The following is a 21,764-nucleotide window of genomic DNA, read 5'->3' on the forward strand; positions in this document are numbered from 1 at the left end:
CTGTGTTTGCACAAAAAGGGGTCGAATATTTCAGAGAAGCTGCAAAAGCCGGCACAGTCTCCGGCTGATGATTTATTTCAAGTGTTTTGGGTTCTCACTTTCTCCTAAAAAAGGAGTCTGTCATGAAGAGAATGCTAATTTCTCTCGCGGTGGCAGTGCTTTTTGCCACCTCTACCCTGGCGCAGATCATTCGCGTGCCGGCAGATCAACCCACCATTCAGGCCGCCATCAATGCCGCAGCCAAAGGCGACACGGTTTTGGTCGCCGACGGCACTTACTACGAGAACATCAATTTCAAAGGCAAAGCCATCACCGTGGCGAGCCGCTATTGGGCTGATGGCGATACCACGCACATCAATAAGACCATCATTAATGGCAGCCGGCATAGCCATCCCGATAGCGGCTCGGTGGTGTATTTCATTTCCGGCGAAGATACCAACTCGGTGCTGACCGGTTTTACCATCACCGGCGGCAGGGGTACGTCTACACTCTGGGAAGATGGTTCTCGCAGTAAAGATGGTGGAGGTATTTTCGTGAAAGAGGCTGGGGCAAAAATTGAATGGAACAAGATCGTTAATAATCAGGTAACGGCTGTGGCTGATACCTTTGCTGAGTATGCCGGCATCTTTGTCATGGGAGGGGTCGGTGGTCATATCGTTATTCGGAATAACGACATCAGTCACAATACCTCTACGACTACGGGAATGAATGGGGTCGCTTTCGGCGCTGTTAACTTGTCTGTGAAGGGAACCTGTGTGTTTGAGAGAAACCAAGTTAGCCACAACGTCTGCGATGCTAGCAGAACTGCCGCGGGAGGCGGGCTTTACATTTTTGGCGGACTCGGATACGAGGGAAACTATATTGTCCGCGATAATATCATCAGCAGTAATATGGTTCTGCATGCGTCCGCCAACAACGTAGGCGGTGGCGTGGTGATACAAAATGCTAGTCCGATTCTGACTAACAATATCATCTCCGGTAATGTTGCTCTTGGGGGTGGTGGGATATGGGTTTACCACGAGCCAATGTATACCGGAATTCCCAGGCCTATATTGATCAACAATACCATCACGAACAATACTGCTGCGGGAAGGGGCGGAGGTATTCTCGTATCCGGACCACAGCCAAGTGTTATGGTGATGAACACCATCTTATGGGGAAACGTTGCTGGGCAAATTCGGGTCGGTGCTGGCTCAATCACGGTGCGCTATTCTGATGTGCAAGGCGGCTGGGATGGTGAGGGGAATATTGATGCCGATCCGGTATTTTCCGACAACTCGTTCCGCCTTGCGGATACCAGCCCGTGCCTCGGTAAAGGCGTGACCAGCCATAATTCTGGCACTGTCACGTTGCAGGCGCCTGCCACGGATTTCTTCGGCAATCCACGTCCCAATCCCACCGGCTCACGTCCGGACCTGGGCGCCGTTGAGCACAGCCGCGCTTTTCCCAAACAGCCGCATCTGGTCGAAGTCCCGAGCGATCATCCCACCATTCAGTCCGCCATCAATGCCGCAGCCAAAGGCGACACGGTTTTGGTTGCCGACGGCACCTACTACGAGAACATTAGCTTCAAAGGCAAGGCCATCACGGTGGCGAGCCACTATTGGGCTGATGGCGATACCAACCACATCAACAACACCATCATCAACGGCAGCCGGCACAGCCATCCCGATAGCGGCTCGGTGGTGTATTTTATTTCCGGCGAAGATACCAGCTCGGTGCTGACCGGTCTTACCATTACCGGCGGCAGGGGCACGCCTATACTCTGGGAAGATGGTTACCGCAGTAAAGAGGGTGGGGGCATTTTCGTGAAAAATGCTGGGGCAAAAATTGAATGGAACAGGATCGTTAATAATCAAGTAACGGCTGTGGCTGATACCTTTGCGGAGTCTGCCGGCATCTTTGTCATGGGAGGGGTCGGTGGTCATATCGTTATTCGGCATAACGACATCAGTTACAATACCGCTACGACTACAGGGGCGAATGGGGCTGCTTTCGGCGCTATTGCCTTGGCAACAAAGGAAACCTGTGTGTTTGAGAAAAATCGGGTTAGCCACAACGTCTGCGATGCTAGCAAGATTGCTGCGGGAGGCGGGCTTTACATTTTTGGCGGACTCGGATACCAGGGACACTATATTATCCGCGATAATATCATCAGCAGTAATATGCTTCTGAATGCGCCCGGCAGCAACGGCGGTGGCGTGGTGATACAAAATGCCAGTCCGATCCTGATTAACAATATCATCTCCGGTAATGTTGCCCGTGGTGGCGGCGGGATATGGGTTTACCACGAGCCGATGTATACCGGAATTCCCAAACCGGTCTTGATCAACAATACCATCACGAACAATATCGCTACCCTAAGGTGCGGAGGTATTATCGTAACCGGACCGCAGCCAAGCGTAATGGTGATGAACACTATCTTATGGGGGAACAATGCTCCTACCAACCCACAAATTGGGGTCTATGGTGGTTCCATTGCGGTGCGTTATTCCGACGTGCAAGGCGGTTGGAGCGGCGAAGGGAATATCAATGCAGATCCAGTATTTGCCGACAACTCGTTCCGCCTTGCGGATACCAGCCCGTGCATCGGCAAAGGCGTGACGAGCCATAATTTTGGCGCTGTCACGTTGCAGGCGCCTGCCACGGATTTCTTCGGCAATCCACGTCCCAATCCCACCGGCTCACGTCCGGACCTGGGCGCCGTTGAGCACAGCCGCGCCTTTCCGAAACAGCCGCATCTGGTCGAAGTCCCGAAGGATTATCCCACCATTCAGGCGGCTATCAATGCCGCGGCCACAGGCGACACGGTTTTGGTCGCCGAGGGCACTTACTACGAGAACATCAATTTCAAAGGCAAGGCCATCACCGCGGCGAGCCACTATTGGGCGGATGGCGATACCAACCATATCAACAATACCATCATCAACGGCAGCAAGCCCAGCCATCCCGATAGCGGCTCGGTGGTGTATTTTATTTCCGGCGAAGATACCAACTCGGTGCTGACCGGCTTTACCATTACCGGCGGCAGGGGCACGCTTACACTCTGGCCTTCTTTCCCTGGTTTTATCGATAAAGATGGCGGGGGTATTTATGTGAGAAATTCCGGGGCAAAAATTGAAAAAAACAAAATTGCCCAGAATCATGTTACTGCTGCCGGTGATACCACAGTGATGGCGGCCGGTATGTTTCTCGTGGGCGAGGTCGGTGACCATATCGTTATTCGGAATAACGACATCAGTCGAAATACCGCTACGGCTACAGGGGTGAATCTTACGGGGCTGGATGGCGGTGCTGGCAACACTGTTTATTTAATGACGAAGGCAACCTGTGTGTTTGAGAAAAACCGGGTCATCCAGAACGTCTGTAACTCTAACAATTGGGCCAACGGAGGTGGACTTGCGATTGATGGTGCCACAATGGGATCCCAGGGACCCTACATTATCCGCGACAATATCATCAGTGGTAATAAAGTCCTGAATGGGCCCTACATCAACGGTGGAGGTGGCGTGCTTATAGGTAACGCCAGTCCAATTCTCACCAACAATATTATCTCCGGTAATGTCGCCCGTATTGGGGGCGGTTTCTGGATTCTCCACAATCAATCATATACCGGAATTACGAAGCCGGTATTGATCAACAATACCATCACGAACAATAGCGCTACCGAAAGGGGTGGTGGTATTCTTTTCGATGGCGACCCGCAGGTTTATGCAATCGTGATGAACACCATTTTATGGGGCAACAGCGCCGCCAGAGGCTCGCAAATTTGGGTCGATGCTGGCTCTATCACGGTGCGTTATTCCGACGTGGAAGGCGGTTGGAGCGGTGAGGGCAATAAGAATGTGAATCCCCGGCTGGTGGCTGACAGCTTGTCGAACGACAGCGAATGCATTGGCGCTGGAACCCATGTTTACGATTTTGGCAATGGTATCGTTTGCTGGTGTCCGGGCAAAGATATCAACGGCAGGTCGCGACCCTATCCTGCAGGCACTAAGCCGGATATTGGCGCGTGGGAGTCAATGCTTTGGACTACTGCCGTCGAATCCCAGCCGAGCGCAGAGATTCCGAAAGCCTACGCTCTGCATCAGAACCATCCCAACCCTTTCAACCCCAGCACCACCATCGAATTCGCCCTGCCGAAAGCGAGCTTGGTCACGCTGAAGATTTATGATTTGCTCGGCAAAGAAGTCGCCACGCTGGTGGCTGAAAAACTGCCGGCGGGCAGGCACCAGCGCGTGTGGGAGGCAAAGGGCTTGGCCAGCGGCGTGTATTTGTATCGGCTGGAGGCGGGTGAGTTCGCGCAGGTGAGAAAGCTGATTCTGCTGCAGTGAGTCTGTTCGCTGGCTGAATTTGTTCTCATAAGTAGGAATTTTCATGCCGCCTTTCCCAGATTCGCCAAAAAGGGCCGGCTGATTGGCAGTCACGTTGCCGATAACGTTTTGAGAAAGCTGCGTGCAAGCTTCTATGCAGGCGGCATGGCGCTTGCTATTGGATTTTCACTGGCCTGTGACGGCGTCTTGGCGTCACTTCTGGCCACGATCAAACCTCGGGGAGCACACCGGAAAATCATCGAAAACTAGCAGCAAAAATTACCGCCGAGCCTGTGGCAGGTCTGGGCAGGCTCTCACCGGCAGTCACGCACTCGCGTTGCCTGCCATCAGTTTCTTTCCCGCCTACCCAATCTGGCCTGGCTGCAGGCTTGCCCCGGCTTTTCACATCAATATCACACTCCCGCCAGGAGGGAGCCTGCAATGAGCCTCATGAAACGACGAGGTGGAATCTGGAGGTGGCTGTGCTTGCTTCCTGCCGTCACGATGTCCAGTTGCACGATTATCGGTTTGACCATTGGCCTGACGAGTGATGCGCACCGGCCCAAGGCAATGACCGTCCCCGGCTGGAAGGTCGATTCCCTCCGGGCCGACGACAAGATTGAAATCCGGTTCAAGGATGGCACCACACTGAGCTGCAATCATTTTGTGGTGGAACCTCTCCCGCTCTATCAATACGCAAGCCTGCATGCCGAAGCCCAAACACGGCTGCCCGCTGAGCTTAGTCTTCCGAATCTGGGAGATACACTGACCATGTCATTTGCCTCTATCATCCCGCAAGCACCGGAAATGATCGTGGCTGGGCAGTTGTCGGAATTCGATGTTGACCTGATCCGATTCACCACGAACGAACATGGCGCGGTAACCACGAAAGCCAGGCGCCTCAGCGAATTGCTCCGCCTGCGCGACCCAAAAGGACACGAACTCAGCGGCGAGATGATTAGAGATCTGATCGACCAGGGCAAGATTCCGGTGCGTTCGGGCCTGACCCTCGTCGAGCAGGGCGGGCAGAGAATGGTGGCGGCCAATCAGATTCAGCAAATCCGGCAGTCTGCTCCCCCCAGGAATGGCGCCTTTATCGGCCTTGTTGTCGGGGCGTGCCTTGACGCGATGGTCATCTTGGCGATTTCGTCCTTGAGCTTTGGAGGAATCTGAGGGTCATGGTTTGAGCAGCAGGTCTCCTGCTGCTGGTGAACAGTACCGACCGAGGGGAATTCGCTTACGATTCCCCGCTGTAGCTCGGCCGCTCTTCGTGCCACCCCACACCTGCTGTCAGGCAGCAAATGAAGTTCTCGCGATCGTATGGAGGCCACCATGATTACCGAAAAACGGCAGTGCCCGAGCTGGAGGCCATTGTGCCTTCTGCTTGCTGTCGCACTGTGCGGCTGCAGCATTATTGGCTTGTCGATCGGCGCGATCAGCGATTCCCGTCGCTCCTCGGCTGTGACCATTCCTGGCTGGCAAGTGGAAACTCTCAAAGCGGGGTCGCGAATAGAAGCTTTGTTGTGGGAGGGCAGCAGCGTCACCGGCAAGTACACCGGCATCGAGCTTATGCCGCTCAATCAGTACGACGCAATCTATTCCGAGGCGCTCGCGCGTCTACCTGAAGGGATTCACTTCCCGGGACGGGGAGACACCATCATCATGACGTTTGCCACGCACGTGCCGGAAACACCTGAAACAACGGTGACCGGACAGTTGTCGCGAATAGAGCTTGGTACCATTCGGGTTGTCCAAGACCGGACCGGCACATCCAGCATTGTCGGGTGGCGTCTCAGTGAATTGCTCCACTTGAGCGATCAGAAAGGTAATCATTTTACCGGCGAGACGGTCAGAGACCTGATCGGCCACGGCAAAATACCAGTGCGATCCGCACTCGCTCTTTCAGAAGGTGGGGAGAAAAGGTTGATTGCCGCCAATCAAGTTCAAGAGATTCACGTCTTGCCCGCCAAGAAATCGGGCGCACTTACCGGTTTTCTGGTGGGCGCGGCGATCGATGCCGTGGTTCTCATCGCTGCGGCGTCAGCGGATTATGGAGGAGGCCTCAGCACCAGCGAGAGCGGCAGCATGTCCTGCCCCTTTGTTTACAGTTTCGATGGTAGGCAATACGTGCTCGACTCCGAGACTTTTGGCGGCGCAATCTTTCGCGCCGCGCAACGCACCGATCTCGACAATCTCGACCATTTGACTGAAGTGAACGGCGGCTACCGCATCAAAATTACCAACGAACTGCCGGAGACGCAGTTTGTTGACGAACTCCGATTGCTCGTGGTTGACCATCCGCGCGACACCCGCGTCGTTCCATCTTTCGCTGGAAGAATTCATACCCTCACCGCGCCGCAACCGCCCAATATGGCAAAGAGCTATCGTGGAGATGAAGTACAGAATTTGATTATGGACAAAGACAATCGCGTTTGGGTGAGCAATCCTTTTGGTCGAAATCCCGAGGACAAGTCACAAGCACGAGACGGCCTGTTGCTGGAGTTCCCTCGTCCCGCAGGAGTGAACGCAGCCAAACTGTACTGCAACCTGCAAAACACCCTCTGGGCTTCCTATCTGCAAGGCCAGCTTTTGGCGTTGCACGGCCGCGAATTGCCGGATTGGTATGCGCTCATGAACAGCTCGCCGGAGGCGCGTGCCGCGCTGTTCCAAGCCATGGTGCGAGAAGGCATGCTGCGGGTGCAGGTGTGGAATGGCCAGAACTGGCAAGAGGCCGGTTTCTTCTGGGAAGTCGGCCCGAGTGTACCGAAAGATCAAGTGCTCTGGCTCGATCTCAGCAACATTCCCGGCGACACACTTCAGGTGAAGCTCGAATCCACCGCCGGTTTTTGGATGATCAACAGCGTTGCGATCGACTATTCCCCCGAGGCCGAGCTCATCGTCACCGAGTTGCTGCCGCAGCAAGCGCGCGATCAGTTGGGCCAGGATCAGCGCGAAATTCTGACGAACAACGACGCCCGCTACTACGTGATGCCCGCCGTAGATGATTGGGCCGAACTTGTGTTTTCCGCACCGCCAGCGCGACCCGGATATCAGCGGTCGATTCTGCTCAAAAGCTCAGGCTATTATGAAATTCATGTGACCGCCGCAGGCGAGCCGCAGCGCGAGCTGGTGGCGCAGTTGATGACTGAGCCGGGCGCGTATGGACAATTCACGTTGCGCTTGTTGCAACAGTATCACGACAATCTTCTGGCCAAGATGCAATGAATGACATGTTTCGGTGCTCAGGAGGCAACCATGAGTCTGGCGAAACCGCGATTGCTGAAAAGGTGGGTGGCATTGTCCTTGTTGCCCGCCATGGTGTTGTGCAGTTGTAGCATCATCGGTTTGATTATTGGTGCGACAAGCGACGCGCGTCAACCCAAAGCAATGACAGTTCCGGGCTGGAAAGTGGACACCCTGAAAGTCGGTGCCAAGGTGGAAGTTCTGCTCAGAGATGGCCGCACGATGAACGGCAAGTTCAAAGGCATCAAGCCAATGCCGTTTAACCAGTATGTCACCCTGCATAACGAGGCAAAGGCGCAACTGCCGGAAGGGATGTACCTTCCCAACCCGACAGATACTCTCGTCATGACCTTCGCCGCGCGCAAGCCGCAAGAGTCTGAAGTGACAGTGACCGGCCAACTGGCTGCATTCGTGCGCGATTCTGTGCGGATCGGTCAAAACGTGGCTGGAAAAGCAAGAATCGTTGCGTGGCCACTCAGCGAGTTGATCCGCATGAGCGGCCACAGGGGCAATGAGATCACGGGTGAGACTGTCAGGAGGCTGATCAACGACGGCACGATACCGGTGCGATCCAGCCTGGCCATATTGGCGAAGAGCGAGCAGAAACTGATTCCGACCAATCAGGTTCAGCAAGTTCACCAACTGGCGGGCAAGAAAGAGGGCGTACTTGTCGGTTTTCTGTTGGGCGCCGCCATTGATGCAGCGGTACTGGTGTATGTAATGTCTCAGCCTCTTTTCGATAGCGATGACTGTAACTCCAGCGGTACCGACAACCAATCCTGCCCCTTTGTTTACAGTTTCGATGGTAAGCAATACGTGCGCGATTCCGAAACCTTTGGCGGCGCTATCTTTCGTGCAGCACAACGTACCGATCTCGACAATCTCGACCATTTGACTGAAGTGAACGGCGGCTACCGCATCAAAATCACTAATGAATTGCCGGAGACGCAGTTTGTTGACGAACTCCGATTGCTCGTGGTTGACCATCCGCGCGACACCCGCGTCGTTCCATCTTTCGCTGGAAGAATTCATACCCTCACCGCGCCGCAACCGCCTAATAAGGCAACGAGCTATCGTGGAGATGAAGTACAGAATCTGATTACAGACAAAAACGATCACGTTTGGGTGAGCAATCCCTTCGGTCGAGATCCCGAAGACAAGTCACAAGCACGAGACGGCCTGTTGCTGGAGTTCCCTCGTCCCGCTGAAACGAACTCCGCCAAGCTCTGCTGCAACCTGCAAAACACACTCTGGGCTTCCTATCTGCAAGGCCAGCTTTTGGCGTTGCACGGCCGCGAATTGCCGGATTGGTATGCGCTCATGAACAGCTCGCCGGAGGCGCGTGCCGCGCTGTTCCAAGCCATGGTGCGAGAGGGCATGCTGCGGGTGCAGGTGTGGAATGGCCAGAACTGGCAAGAGGCCGGTTTCTTCTGGGAAGTCGGCCCGAGTGTACCGAAAGATCAAGTGCTCTGGCTCGATCTCAGCAACATTCCCGGCGGGACTCTGCAAGTGAAGCTGGAATCCACCGCCGGTTTTTGGATGATCAACAGCGTTGCGATCGACTATTCCCCCGAGGCCGAGCTCATCGTCACCGAGTTGCTGCCGCAGCAAGCGCGCGATCAGTTGGGGCAAGATCAGCGCGAAATTCTGACGAACAACGACGCCCGCTACTACGTGATGCCCGCCGTAGATGATTGGGCCGAACTTGTGTTTGCCGCACCGCCAGCGCGACCCGGATATCAGCGGTCGATTCTGCTCAAAAGCTCAGGCTATTATGAAATTCATGTGACCGCCGCAGGCGAGCCGCAGCGCGAGCTGGTGGCGCAGTTGATGACTGAGCCGGGCGCGTATGGGCAATACACGTTGCGCCTGCTCAATCAGCACCTCGCCGAATTGCCGACCAAGGTGGAGTAAAGCGAATGTTTCCACGGATTGTCATCACCGGCATGGGAGCCGTCTCTGCCGCGGGCGTGGGCCTCGCAGCGCTGCTGCATGTTCTGCAAGAGGGCCGCTCCTGCGTCGGGCCAATCGACGCGCTCTCCTCCTCTGACCTGCCTTGTCGGTTTGGCGCGGCCGCGACCTCCTTTGCCCCGCAGGATTTCCTTGGCAGCCGGGAGATCAAACGCCTGGACCGCTCGGCGCAACTGTTCGTGGCTGCCGGTCAAATGGCGCTCACCGACGGCAACTTGCTCAACGGCAAGGTTGATTTGTCACGCCTCGGCATTTTTGAGGGGACTTCTTTGGGGGGATTGTCGCGGACGCTGGCCGAGCATGAAGTCCTGTTGGCTAAAGGCGCGCGGGCAGTGAACCCGCATCTGCTGAGCGCGGCGATGACGGGCGCGGGCGGCAGCATGCTTTCGCTCTTGCATCATCTCCACGGCCCGGTGATGGCCTTCTCCAACGGCAGCGTGTCTTCCGCCTGTGCCGTGGCCGCGGGCGTGCACCAGCTTCGTTTGCATGAAATCGACGCGGCCGTGGTTGGTGGCGGCGAGGCGCCACTCAGTTTTCCCGTCATGGCGCTCTTTTGCCGCGCCGGCATGCTCTCGACGCGCATTGATGCACCGGAAACCGCGTGCCGGCCTTTTGATGCGAGCAGAGATGGCGCGGTGCTGGGCGAAGGCGGTGCGGCGCTGATTCTGGAGCGGCTCGAATCGGCCCGCCGCCGTGACGCCAAGATCTACGGGGAAGTCTTGGCCGTGGCATTCACCAGTGAGGCCTACAGTCTGGTTGCACCGGCGCCCGATGCCGGAGAGCAAGCCCGCGCGCTGCGCCTGGCGCTTTCACAAGCAGCGCTGCAGCCAAATCAAATCGGCTGCCTCGCGGCGCATGGCACTTCAACGCCCTTGAATGATCGTTTGGAAACGCGCGCGATCAAGCAGGCTTGCGGAGAGCAGGCCGGCAAAATTCCCATTACTGCGATCAAATCCATGCTGGGGCATACCCTGGGCGCCTGTGCCGCCGTCGAGGCCGTGGCAACGCTGCTGGCCATGCAGCACGGCTTCGTTCCGCCAACCATCAATCTCACCACACCTGATCCCGAATGTGATCTGGATTATGTGCCGCAGCGCGCGCGGCAACAGCCGGTTGATCTGGCGCTGGTGAAAAACGCGAGCTTCGGCGGCAAGAATAGCGCAATAGTCCTGCGTAACTGGCACGGAGTCATTTCCGATTGAATTGGATGAATCGCTATTGCAACTGTTTTCAACACACAACGGAGGTTGACGATGCGACATTCGCTGTCTGTAACCTCATGCGCGCTGGTGGCGGCATTCCTGCTGGCGTCGCTGCCCGCTGCCACCCAGGCGCAATCGCTGTGGCTGAATTGGCGCCAGGACAGAACGCTCACTCTCGAGATTCTCAAACCGGATTTTGACGGTGAGGACAACAGCACCTTCGCGACTTCAGTACTCTTTCTCGCGCTGCGCCAGCCGATTGGAGACCGAGCCATGCTCGTGGCAGAGCTGCCTTTTGCGCATGCCGGCTGGGACTCCAGATTTAGCGGGGACGAATCCGACAACACCCTTGGCAATCCCTATGCCGGATTCGAAATCTACAACCAAAACGCCAGTTTCATTGCGGAAGTGGGCCTGCGCGTGCCCGTGGCCGAGGAGGACAAAACCGCCACCTTCGTAGGCCTTATCACCGAGATCACCGAGCGCTATGACGCGTTTGCGCCGAAATTTCTTCCGCTGAGCGCGCTCATGAACTATCGCTATCAAGCGCCGACCGGCTTCGTCCTGCGGCTGCGGGGTGGACCGGTGTTTTGGATCAACACGGACAAAGATCGCTACGAGGATGGCACGGAACTCTTCTTGAACTACAGCGCACAAGTAGGATATGAGTCAAAACGATTCGATCTTCTTGGCGGCTTCTCCGGGCGTGCGTTACTGAGTGAAGAAGATCTCGATGCCCGCGAACGGACGGTGCATCAACTGGGCCTGGCCGCCACCGTGACTTTGGGAAGTGTGCGCCCCGGCCTGCAAGTCCGGATTCCGCTGGACGAGGATGTGACCGAGATGCTCGATGCAGTGTTTGGCTTGCATCTCGGAATCGTGCTGCAGTGATCTGCCACCAACCAACCGGCCACCCGGCCGCCAGAGCGGGTGGCCGGTTGGCGAACGGCAGCAATCGGTTACGCTCTTCTTTCCGCTGCCCAATCGGGTGGAATGTGAGATGAGGTGGGGCGAATTGGTTTTGGATTTCGCGGTAATACTGGCTGAGAATCCTGCACACAATCCCGCTCGAACTTCCTTCCAGTCATCCCCCAGCCCGCGTCCCGTGTGACGCGCGCGCTTGATCACCTTGACCTGCCCAGAGCATCGCGCCCGCCCTTTTTGCCGCAACGACTGCAACGTTTTGTGCCGGCAAGCTGGCCGGGCGGAGCCGGCTTGTGTTCAAAACATTACGCTCTGCAATGCCTCCTTTTGCGCGATTTTTCAAAGCGCGCGGCGCCTCCTCTCCGGTAAGCCATTACGCAGAATCAGTTTACTCGCCAGCGCAACGTGCCGGATTGCTGCTGGCATTGGCCTTGCCTTAAAGCAGCGCAAAACGACCCCGCACCGCGGGAAAACATATGAAAACGGTCAGATGGTTATGCGTTTCTTTTGCCTGTTTTAATGTGAGGGAGCCAACATGCTCTTCAATTCATGGCAATTTCTGATTTTTTTCCCCCTGGTGGTGGCGGCTTATTTCCTGCTGCCGCACCGGCTGCGCTGGATGCTCCTGCTCGGCGCCAGCTACTATTTCTACATGTGCTGGAAGCCGGAGTACGCCCTGCTGTTGATGTTCTCCACCGTGATCGATTATTACACCGGCCTGCAAATGGGAAAAGCGACGAGCGCGCGCAAGCGAAAATTCTATTTGGGCGTGAGCTTGAGTTCGAACCTCGGCATTCTGTTTCTGTTCAAATATTTCAATTTCCTCAATGCCTCGGCACGGGCGGTGTTCGATCAATTCAACCTCTTCTACAATGTCCCGATGTTCGAGCTGTTGCTGCCCGTGGGCATTTCCTTCTACACCTTCCAAACCCTGAGCTATTCCATCGACGTTTACCGCGGCCGCCTCGCCCCGGAAAAGCATCTGGGCATGTTTGCGCTGTATGTGACTTTCTTTCCCCAACTCGTTGCCGGCCCGATCGAGCGCTCCACCAACCTGTTACCGCAGTTCTACCGAGTGCACGGCATTGATCGCCAGCGCATACTCGACGGCTTGAAGCTCATGCTGTGGGGTTTCTTCAAGAAAATCGTGATTGCCGACCGCCTGGCGGTCTATGTGAACCAGGCCTACAACAATCCCGCCGGTGCCAGCGGCGCCGACTTGCTGGTTGCCACCTATTTCTTCGCCTTTCAAATCTATTGTGACTTTTCCGGTTATTCCGACATCGCCATCGGCGCCGCCAAAGTGATGGGGTTCGAGCTGATGGAGAATTTCCGGCGGCCGTACCTGTCCCAATCGATTGCCGAATTTTGGCAAAGATGGCACATCTCCCTGTCGACCTGGTTCAAAGACTACCTCTACATTCCGCTGGGCGGCAATCGCGTCGCCAAGTGGCGCTGGCTCTGCAATCTTTTCATCGTCTTTCTCGTCAGCGGCTTGTGGCACGGCGCCAACTGGACCTTCGTGGTGTGGGGTGCGCTGCACGGTTTCTATCTGGTTTTTTCGATATGGACCGACAATGCCCGCCGCTGGCTGTGGCAGGCCGCGCGTCTCGACCGGCTTGCCGGTGTCGTGCGCGTCACGCGCATGCTGCTGACGTTTCACTTGGTGCTGTTTGCCTGGATCTTTTTCCGCGCCAACCATCTCGCCGATGCCTATTTGATCATCACCAAAATCGCGCCGGCGGTGGCCAGCGTGTTCCGGTTCGAGCTGGTGCCGGCGGTCAGCCTGATCGAGACGCGCGCCTTGTTGCTGATGCTGGTGCTGATCACCGGCATGAGTCTTTATGAGCGCTTTCAAAGCGCAGTGGGCGCCCGGCTCGGCAATCGCTATGCCCGCGTGGCCTTTGCCTCGGTGTTGTTCTGGGTGATCCTGGTCTGGGGCGCATTCAACAATCAACAGTTCATTTACTTTCAATTCTAGTTGCCGGCGATGAAGACATTCAGACAGTTTGTGCTCATTTTCGCGATTTTTTTCGCGAGCGGCGAGGCCGTGGTCCGGCTGGACAAGCAGTTCCTGTTCTTCCACGGCAGCCAGTTCGTTGAAATCTCCAACGACGCCAGACGCAGCGTTGAGCTCGAGGCCGTCGAACACGGCCGGCTCACCATCTCGGCGAACGATTTGCGCATCATGGTTTTGGGCGATTCGAAATTCTATGGCCCGGGCGTGGAATTCGACAAGATCTTTTCCCAGCAGCTCAAGGGCATGCTGGCCCAGGACAACCGCTTGCGCCACGACAATGTGCTGGTGCTCGACCTCAGCCGGGGCGGCTACAACACGCTGATGAACCGGTTGACGTACTTCGAATACGTCGACCAATTCAAGCCGCACGTCGTCATCCTGGGGAACAACTACGAAGATGTCTACGGCAACCAGGACGTGCCCGAGGCCATCAGCAATTCCAACCTGAACCCCCATGAACAAACGAGCAAAGTGTTTGCGGAGCGCCCCACCGACAATATGCCGCTGTTTCAGCGCGTGCGCGATCAGCTATATCACTCCAGCCTGCTGGAATTCATCATGTCGGGGCTGAATCTGGAATTGAAACTGCATGGCGTGATCGTGCCGGGCAGCGTTTTTCATCATCTCATCTATAAATCACACCGCGAGGACTATCCCGGCTGGATCAAGGCGCAAAGGCATCTGCGCGATATGATTGCGGACTGCCGGCAAAGGGGCATTGCTCTGATTGTTTATTCGGTTCCGGAGCTGAACATGCTGGACAACTACGCGCCTTATGAGATGGTGGATCGCAAGCTGGCGGCGTTTTTTGCGACATACGCTGTTCCGTACATCAGCGGCGTGCAGCCGTTTCGCGGCATGAATTCAAACGAGCTGGCATTGTCCCGCTATGACGGCCATGCCAACGACAAGGGCCACTACCTCATGGCCCGGCAAGTCTACGCCTCGCTCGCGCCCACGCTGCAGCGCGAATATGCGGCGCAGATAAGTCCGGCCGGCTACCGCGCCGAAGCGTGGCGGAGCGCGGGCAGTGCCCTGCAGTGAGCGGCAGATCCCGCAATGAGATTGCCGCGGACGAGAGGTTGTTGACAGGTATTTTTCACAGGCAGAGACCGTACATGAAAAAGTCGCATCAAATCATGCTGCTGGCGTTGGTTCTGGCGGGCGCCGGCATGCTCGGTGACGCACCGATCGCCGCAGCCCAAACGACGAAATGGGTTGATCAAACGAATGGCAACGACAGCAACGACGGCAACAGCGAGGCGACGGCGTACGCCTCGCTGCAATTCGCGCTCGATCATTCCGTGAGCGGCACGGCCGCGGCGCGTTCGCTCATCCATGTGAAGGGCGGTGTCCACGGCGCGGCCGGTTTGACGAACCCAAACGGCGCGCGCACCGCGATTCTGATTCGAAACCTGGACTACGTGACGATTCAAGCCGTGGCCGGGCATTATCCCATGCTGAAGCCGCGCACCGACGGTGTGGTTTCCCTGTCGGCGGTAAATTGCAGGCATCTTACCATCGCCGGCCTGATCTCGGTGCAAACCGGGGCGCAGTCCGATCACTGGCAGATGTTCAATGTCCGGGATCTGACGGTGCGCCACTGCGTCTTCGAGGGCGGCCAGCGCGGCATCAAGTTCTGCACGGCGTTGCGCACGGCCACGCTGGAGCAAAACCTGTTCAACAACATCACGGCGCTCGACACCGGTGATGCGCTGGAATTCCTGGAGGCCGCGTGCTCCGGCGTCAGGATTCAGGACAATCTCTTTCATGACAACACCCGCCACATTCGCTTGCAGGCGCAGGCCGGCCAGACCATCGCTGACTTCGTCATCCGGCGCAATTTCATGATCGGGACGCCCGGCGAAGAGGGCGTGCGCCTGATCGGTGCCCAAAACGTGGTGCTCGAAAACAACATCGTGATCTATGCCGCGCAGCAGGGCTTGTTCATCGATGCCGGCTGTCGCAACATCACGGTACGCCACAATACCTTCTACCGGAATCGATTCGAGGCGATTCGCACCGCGACCGCGGCGGCGGACATTGTGATCAAGAACAACATTCTCTACGGCAACGGCACCTACGCGGCGCTGGCAGCGCCGGTTTCCTCCCTGCCGGGCGCAGACTACAATCTGATTTACCACACCGGCAGCGCCACCGAATCCGCCATGCAGCCGGCCGTCACGGCCTTCGGTGCCAACAGCAGAATCGGCAGCGATCCGCTCTTTGTCTGCACGATTCGCGGCGAAGAAAACCTCTATTTGCAGGACAACAGTCCGGCGCTGGCAATGGGTGTTGACTTGGGAGTCGGCGAAGATATCGAACGATTCCCCCGGCCGCTGCCCCGTTCGACGCGGCCGGACGTGGGCGCCTATGAAAGCCCGCTGCCGCATCCCGCCATTCCCATCATCGCTGTGACCCCGGGCGCGCACCATTTCGGCGAATTGAAAATCGGCGCGACCCGCGCGCAGACCATCGTCGTGAGCAACCTCGGCAACCGCGATTTGCAGGTCAGGCGAAGCGTGCTGGTCGGCGACAATGCCGCGGAGTTTGCGCTTCTGAGCGGCAAGGCGCCGTTCACGCTGGCGCCCGGAGCGTCACGTGAGCTGGCGATCGGCTTCACGCCCAAATCACTCGGCGCGAAGAGTGTCACCCTCGAACTGCATTGCGATGATCCGGACCATAGCCCGTTTCTGGTGCGCTTGTCCGGCGTAGGCGGCCTGCCCGGCCTGGCCGTAGCGGTCGAGCACAACGACAGCAAACAAGTGCCAGCCGGCTTTGTGTTGGAACAAAACTATCCCAATCCCTTTGGCTGCGGGCCGGCCTCGCTGGTTTCCGAGCCGGAGAATTCCCACACCACGATTCGCTTTACCCTGCCCACCACCGCACAAGTTACGCTGCAGGTTTTCGATGCACGGGGAGCGTTGGTCACGACGCTGGTGGCGGGGAGGTTCACTGCCGGCCGCCATGAGCTCCGGTGGCACGGCAGAAATGTCCACGGCCAGCCGCTGGCCAGCGGCATGTATTGCTACCGGCTTACCGCCGGCCGTTTTTCACAAACCAGGCAGATGCTGCTGGTGCGCTAGCGCCGGCATTCTTCTGTATCATTCAATCACTGTTTTCATCCCGTCAGGAGGATATCCCATGAAAACACGACGTATGCCTTTCGCGCTGACTGCCGTGTTGGCGCTCGCGTTGGCAGCCGGCGGCGCTGAAACGGCCGCAGCACAAACGACCAAGTGGGTCGATCAAATCAACGGCAGCGACAGCAACAACGGCAACACCGAAGCGACGGCCTATGCCAGCCTGCAGACGGCCCTCAACAATTCTCAAAGCGGGACTGCCGCCACCCGTTCGCACGTCTATGTGAAGAACGGCACCTATGCCGCGGCGGGACTGGTAAATCCCGGCGGCACCAGCACCGCCGTCTTGATTCAGAATCTGGATTATTTGACCATTCAAGCGGCGCCGAATCACGCGCCGCTGATTCAACCGGCGACCGCGGGCATGGTCTCTGTGTCGGCCGTCAATTGCCAGCATCTCATCATTGACGGCCTCGCTTCCGATCAGACCGTGGCGCAAGCCGACAACTGGCAGGTGTTCGACGCCCATGATCTGACCGTGCGCAACTGCAGCTTCACCGGCGGGCAGCGCGGCCTCAACTTCAGCACGACGCTGAACAACGTGATCGTGGAAAAAAGCACCTTCCAGAACATCGCACTGCTCGAAACCAGCGATGCGCTGGAATTTCTACGAGCCTCCTACAGCAACGTCACCATTCAGGACAACACGTTTTTGAACAACAAACGCCATATTCGCCTGCACGAACAAACCGGCAACACCATCGGCAATTTCACCATTCGCCGCAATCTGATGAACGGCACGAGCGGCGAAGAGAGCCTGCGCTTGATCGGCGCCGCGGACGTGGTCATCGAGAACAACGTGGTGATGCACAGCGCCCAGCAGGGCCTTTACCTCGATGCGGGCTGCAGCAACATCACGGTGCGGCACAATTCGTTTTACCAAACCGGCTTTGAAACCATCCGCACCAAACTCACCTCAGCCGACATGGTCATCAAGAACAACATCTTCTACTGCAACGGCACGCATGCGGCGCTGGCCGCGGCGCTCGCGCCCCTGCCCGGCGAAGATTACAATCTCATTTTCAACGCCGGAACCATGACGGAAACGACGGCACAGCCCGCGGTCACGGTTTGGGGCGCACACACCCAAAGCGGCGTCAATCCGCTGTTCGTGAGCACGATTGCAGGCAGCGAAGACCTGCATCTGCAGAGCGGCAGTCCGGCTCTCGGCGCCGGCCTCGATTTGGGCGTCGCCAGCGATTACGGCAATGCCGGCCGGCCCCAGCCGGCCGCCTCCAATCCGGATTTGGGCGCATATGAAAACTCCCGCGCCACGCCGGACAATGGCAGCGCAAACGGGGCCATCAAAATCATGCCGCTGGGCGATTCCATCACACAGATGTATACCGATCACGACAGCTATCGCCGGCCGTTGTGGTTCCTGCTGCGCGACGGCGGGTTCAACGTCGATTTCGTCGGCAGCCAGAATGTCAACAAAGGCGGACCGCCGCCGCATGCGGATTTCGACATGGATCACGAAGGCCATTCCGGCTGGCGCACCGATGAAACTCTGGCCTCCGTTGGCGGCTGGGCCAGAACCTACCGGCCGGACGTCGTGTTGATCCATCTGGGCAGCAACGACGTGTTTCAATACCAGAGCAACAGCAGCACCATCACCGAGCTGGGCCAGATCATCGACACGCTGCGCGCGGTGAATCCCACCAGCAAAGTCCTGCTCGCGCAGATCATTCCTTCCATCTACAATGCCACGGACATCGTTGACCTCAACCAGCGCATGCCGGCGCTGGCGGCCTCGAAAAACACGCCGATCTCACCGGTCCTCGTCGTCGATCAGTGGACGGGATTCAGCGTGAATCAGGATATGTATGACGGCGTGCATCCCAACGATAGCGGCGATCAAAAACTGGCGAACAAGTGGTATGCGACGCTGGCGGGGGTGTTGAGCCATGCCACCACGAAGTGGGTCGATCAACTCAACGGCAGCGACAGCAATGACGGCAACCGCGAAACCACGGCTTATGCCTCGCTGCAGTTTGCTCTCGAACAGTCGAAAAGCGGCAATGCCTCCGCCCGTTCGCTGATTTATGTGAAGAACGGCACGTATGGCACGGCCGGCTTGACCAACCCGGCCGGCGTCGCGACGGCGGTCCTGGTGCAGAATCTGGACTATCTGACGATTCAGGCTGCGCCCGGCCATTCCCCCACGATCAAACCGGCGGCCGCCGGCACGGTATCCTTGTCCGTGGTGAACTGCGACCATTTGATCATCGACGGCCTGGCCTCCGATCAATCCCTGGCGCAGGCCGACAACTGGCAGGTGTTCGATGCCAACGATGTGACGGTGCGCAACTGCACCTTCGCCGGCGGCCAGCGCGGCATCAAGTTCAGCGCGACGCTGACCACGGCGCTGGTGGAAAAGTGCACGTTCAAGAACATCGCGCTGCTCGCCACCAGTGACGCGCTGGAATTTCTGCAGGCTTCCTACCACGGGGTGACCATTCAGGACAACACGTTTCAAAACAACATGCGCCATCTCCGCCTGCATCTGCAAACGGGCAACACCATCACCGATTTCACCATTCGCCGCAATGTCATGAACGGCACGAGCGGCGAAGAGAGCCTGCGGCTGATCGGCGCCACCAATGTCGTGATCGAGAACAACGTGGTGATGAAGAGCGCGCAGCAGGGGCTTTACGTCGATACCGGCTGCAGCAACATTACCGTGCGCCACAATTCGTTCTACCAAACCGGCTTTGAAACCATCCGCACCAAACTCACCTCCGTCGACATGATCATCAAGAACAACATCTTCTACGGCGACGGCGCCCACGCCGCGCTGGCCGCGCCCCTTTCGCCTCTGCCGGGTGAAGATCACAACCTCATTTTCAACACCGGCACCGTGACGGAAACGGCCGCGCAACCGGCGGTCACGGCCTTCGGCATGAACAGCAAAACCGGCAGCGATCCGTTGTTTGTGAGCACCGTCGCCGGCGCGGAAGATTTGCATCTGCAAAGCAGCAGTCCGGCGATTGCGATGGGTGTGAATGTGGGCGTGGGAGACGATCTTGACCGCGGCGCGCGGCCGCAACCGGCGGCGACCAATCCCGAGGTGGGCGCTTATGAAAGCGCACTGCCGGTGGTGTCAACGCCGGATATCGCCGTGAACCCGGCGGCCATGAACCTGGGCGAAGTGACGATCGGCTCCAATGCCTCGCAGACGCTGGTGGTGAGCAATGCCGGTAGTGCTGCGTTGCAGGTCACGGCCACCAGCCTGACCGGCAGCCATGCCGGCGAATTCACGATCGCGAGCGGCGGCGCACCGTTCACGCTGGCACCGGCGGCGACCCACAACCTCGTGTTGCGCTTCACGCCGGCCTCGGCAGGCGCCAAGAGCGCGAATTTGAATTTGACCAGCAACGATCCGGATGAAAATCCCCTGGTGGTGGCGGTGACCGGCAACGGGCGTACGCCGCCCGCCAGCGCCTATGTTCTGCTCGCCGACAACAAAATTCAGGTCAAGGGGCAGAAGCCGTCGAATGGCAACGTTCACTCCAACAATGAACTGCTCTTCGACGCCGGCAATCCCAGCACGCACACCGGCAATCTGACATCGGTGGGAAAGACGACGATCAAGAGGAACAACACGATTCAAGGCAATGTCAGGGCGGGCGGCGCGCTGGTGACCGAAAACAACGTCACCATCACCGGTGCGGCGAACGGCAACATGGCGGTGGCATGGGTGACGCTGCCCACACTTTCCTTCTCCGCGGGTACCGAGAAGATAGCGGTCGCCAAACACCAGAGCCTGAGCCTGGCGCCGGGTTACTATGGCGATACGCGGGTGGACAACGACGCCACCTTGTTCTTGCGAACTGGCGAGTATTTCTTCAAGAATTTCGAAGTGAAGGATCGCGCCGTGCTGGCGATTGATGTGACGAACGGGCCGGTGAAGATCAATGTCGCGGCGGCCCTGAATTTCAGAAATTCCGCGGAAATGACCATTTCGCCGGACGGCGACGATGGCAGCAGCCTGGTCACGTTCAACAGCAAGGGCGCCGTCATGCTGGAGGACAACGTGATCATCCTGGGCGCGCTGGTTGCTCCCGTCAAGCGCGTCACCCTCGGCAAGAATGTCTTCTTCAAAGGCTCGATCACAGCCCGGGAAATCATCATCGGAGACAACGCCACGTTCTTGTATCACACTGCCGCAGGCGCGCCGCCCAAGGCCAGTGCCGCCGAGCCCCAAACGCCGCAAGCAACGGAACAATCCGGCGTGGTGAAAGGCTATGAGCTGGCGCAGAACTATCCCAATCCCTTCAACCCGAGCACGACCATTCAATTCAGCCTTCCGAGTTCTGAACAGGTGACGTTGCAGATTTTCGACATGCGCGGCGCATTGGTGAAGACGCTGGTCGCGGGAATCCTCACTGCCGGCAGCCACCAAGTGCGGTGGAACGGCACCAACAAAAATGGCGAACACGTCGCCAGCGGCATGTATCTGTATCGCATTCACGCCGGCGATTTCGTACGGACCAAGCAGATGTTGCTGGTGCGCTGACCGTTCGCCGGTCCTGATGTCCACACTGCCGCTGCCATTCTTGCTCTTGCCCGCTGGGTGGGGTTTGCCCAAGCGGGCAAGAGTTTGAGCAGACGCGGCGCAGAATTCCATAGCCGTGTCAACAAACTGGAGCGCTGCCAATGAGAACAGACAGAGTGATCGCGGGGGTGAGTACCACGCTGCCCAAGTCATGCCCGCGCTCGCGGGCTGGATATTTTTTGACGAAGGCAAGGCGCGCCGCGCGCCACAGCAGCAGCCGGCCAGGCGACCTCGGACTGAGCCTGATGAGTGTTGCGCGCCGGCAGCAAGCGAAGGAACCAGAGAAAGGAAGTGGTTTACTGCTGCAGCGCCAACTCCGGCACGGCAGCGGGCTTCGTTCAACCCTGGCCGCTTGCACGGGCCTCTGCATTGATCCGCTGCCAGCTTTTG

10 protein-coding genes are annotated in these 21,764 nt (G+C 57.7%); all 10 read left to right on the top strand.

The genetic code is table 11. The features are described 5' to 3' along the window. The first annotated feature begins 122 nt into the window (after positions 1-122). Positions 123-4,334, top strand: a complete 4,212-nt coding sequence (locus tag L6R21_12585) for a T9SS type A sorting domain-containing protein (protein MCK6560023.1) — start codon at positions 123-125, stop codon at positions 4,332-4,334. Between the two features lie 465 nt (positions 4,335-4,799). Further along, positions 4,800-5,486, top strand: coding sequence for a hypothetical protein (locus tag L6R21_12590; protein ID MCK6560024.1), 687 nt, complete (start codon positions 4,800-4,802; stop codon positions 5,484-5,486). A 159-nt stretch (positions 5,487-5,645) separates the two neighbouring features. Next, a complete protein-coding gene (locus tag L6R21_12595) occupies positions 5,646-7,538 on the top strand; it encodes a hypothetical protein (GenBank protein ID MCK6560025.1) in 1,893 nt (630 codons plus the stop codon). Between the two features lie 30 nt (positions 7,539-7,568). After that, the gene (locus L6R21_12600) at positions 7,569-9,470 is read left to right on the top strand and encodes a hypothetical protein (GenBank protein MCK6560026.1); all 1,902 of its coding nucleotides are present in this window, start codon (positions 7,569-7,571) and stop codon (positions 9,468-9,470) included. A 5-nt stretch (positions 9,471-9,475) separates the two neighbouring features. Then, a complete protein-coding gene (locus tag L6R21_12605; protein MCK6560027.1) occupies positions 9,476-10,729 on the top strand; it encodes a beta-ketoacyl-[acyl-carrier-protein] synthase family protein in 1,254 nt (417 codons plus the stop codon). Between the two features lie 51 nt (positions 10,730-10,780). Further along, positions 10,781-11,620 carry a transporter gene (locus L6R21_12610; GenBank protein MCK6560028.1) on the top strand — a complete coding sequence of 280 codons (840 nt, stop codon included), beginning with the start codon at positions 10,781-10,783 and terminating at the stop codon, positions 11,618-11,620. A 568-nt stretch (positions 11,621-12,188) separates the two neighbouring features. Further along, entirely contained in the window at positions 12,189-13,634 is a 1,446-nt protein-coding gene (locus tag L6R21_12615; protein MCK6560029.1) for an MBOAT family protein, read from the top strand. Positions 13,635-13,643: 9 nt separating this feature from the next. After that, positions 13,644-14,717 (top strand): SGNH/GDSL hydrolase family protein, encoded by a 1,074-nt coding sequence (locus L6R21_12620; GenBank protein ID MCK6560030.1) that lies wholly within the window; start codon positions 13,644-13,646, stop codon positions 14,715-14,717. A 74-nt stretch (positions 14,718-14,791) separates the two neighbouring features. Then, positions 14,792-16,759 carry a right-handed parallel beta-helix repeat-containing protein gene (locus tag L6R21_12625; protein ID MCK6560031.1) on the top strand — a complete coding sequence of 656 codons (1,968 nt, stop codon included), beginning with the start codon at positions 14,792-14,794 and terminating at the stop codon, positions 16,757-16,759. 58 nt (positions 16,760-16,817) lie between these two features. Then, positions 16,818-21,335, top strand: a complete 4,518-nt coding sequence (locus tag L6R21_12630) for a right-handed parallel beta-helix repeat-containing protein (protein MCK6560032.1) — start codon at positions 16,818-16,820, stop codon at positions 21,333-21,335. Positions 21,336-21,764 lie beyond the last annotated feature (429 nt).

The sequence above is a fragment of the bacterium genome (assembly GCA_023150945.1).
Taxonomy (GTDB): Bacteria; Zhuqueibacterota; Zhuqueibacteria; order Zhuqueibacterales; family Zhuqueibacteraceae; genus Coneutiohabitans.

Coding starts and splice junctions, on each gene's coding strand:
- L6R21_12625 (MCK6560031.1), top strand. CDS start 14,792: ATGAAAAAGTCGCATCAAATCATGCTGCTGGCGTTGGTTCTGGCGGGC.
- L6R21_12595 (MCK6560025.1), top strand. CDS start 5,646: ATGATTACCGAAAAACGGCAGTGCCCGAGCTGGAGGCCATTGTGCCTT.
- L6R21_12585 (MCK6560023.1), top strand. CDS start 123: ATGAAGAGAATGCTAATTTCTCTCGCGGTGGCAGTGCTTTTTGCCACC.
- L6R21_12620 (MCK6560030.1), top strand. CDS start 13,644: ATGAAGACATTCAGACAGTTTGTGCTCATTTTCGCGATTTTTTTCGCG.
- L6R21_12610 (MCK6560028.1), top strand. CDS start 10,781: ATGCGACATTCGCTGTCTGTAACCTCATGCGCGCTGGTGGCGGCATTC.
- L6R21_12605 (MCK6560027.1), top strand. CDS start 9,476: ATGTTTCCACGGATTGTCATCACCGGCATGGGAGCCGTCTCTGCCGCG.
- L6R21_12615 (MCK6560029.1), top strand. CDS start 12,189: ATGCTCTTCAATTCATGGCAATTTCTGATTTTTTTCCCCCTGGTGGTG.
- L6R21_12600 (MCK6560026.1), top strand. CDS start 7,569: ATGAGTCTGGCGAAACCGCGATTGCTGAAAAGGTGGGTGGCATTGTCC.
- L6R21_12630 (MCK6560032.1), top strand. CDS start 16,818: ATGAAAACACGACGTATGCCTTTCGCGCTGACTGCCGTGTTGGCGCTC.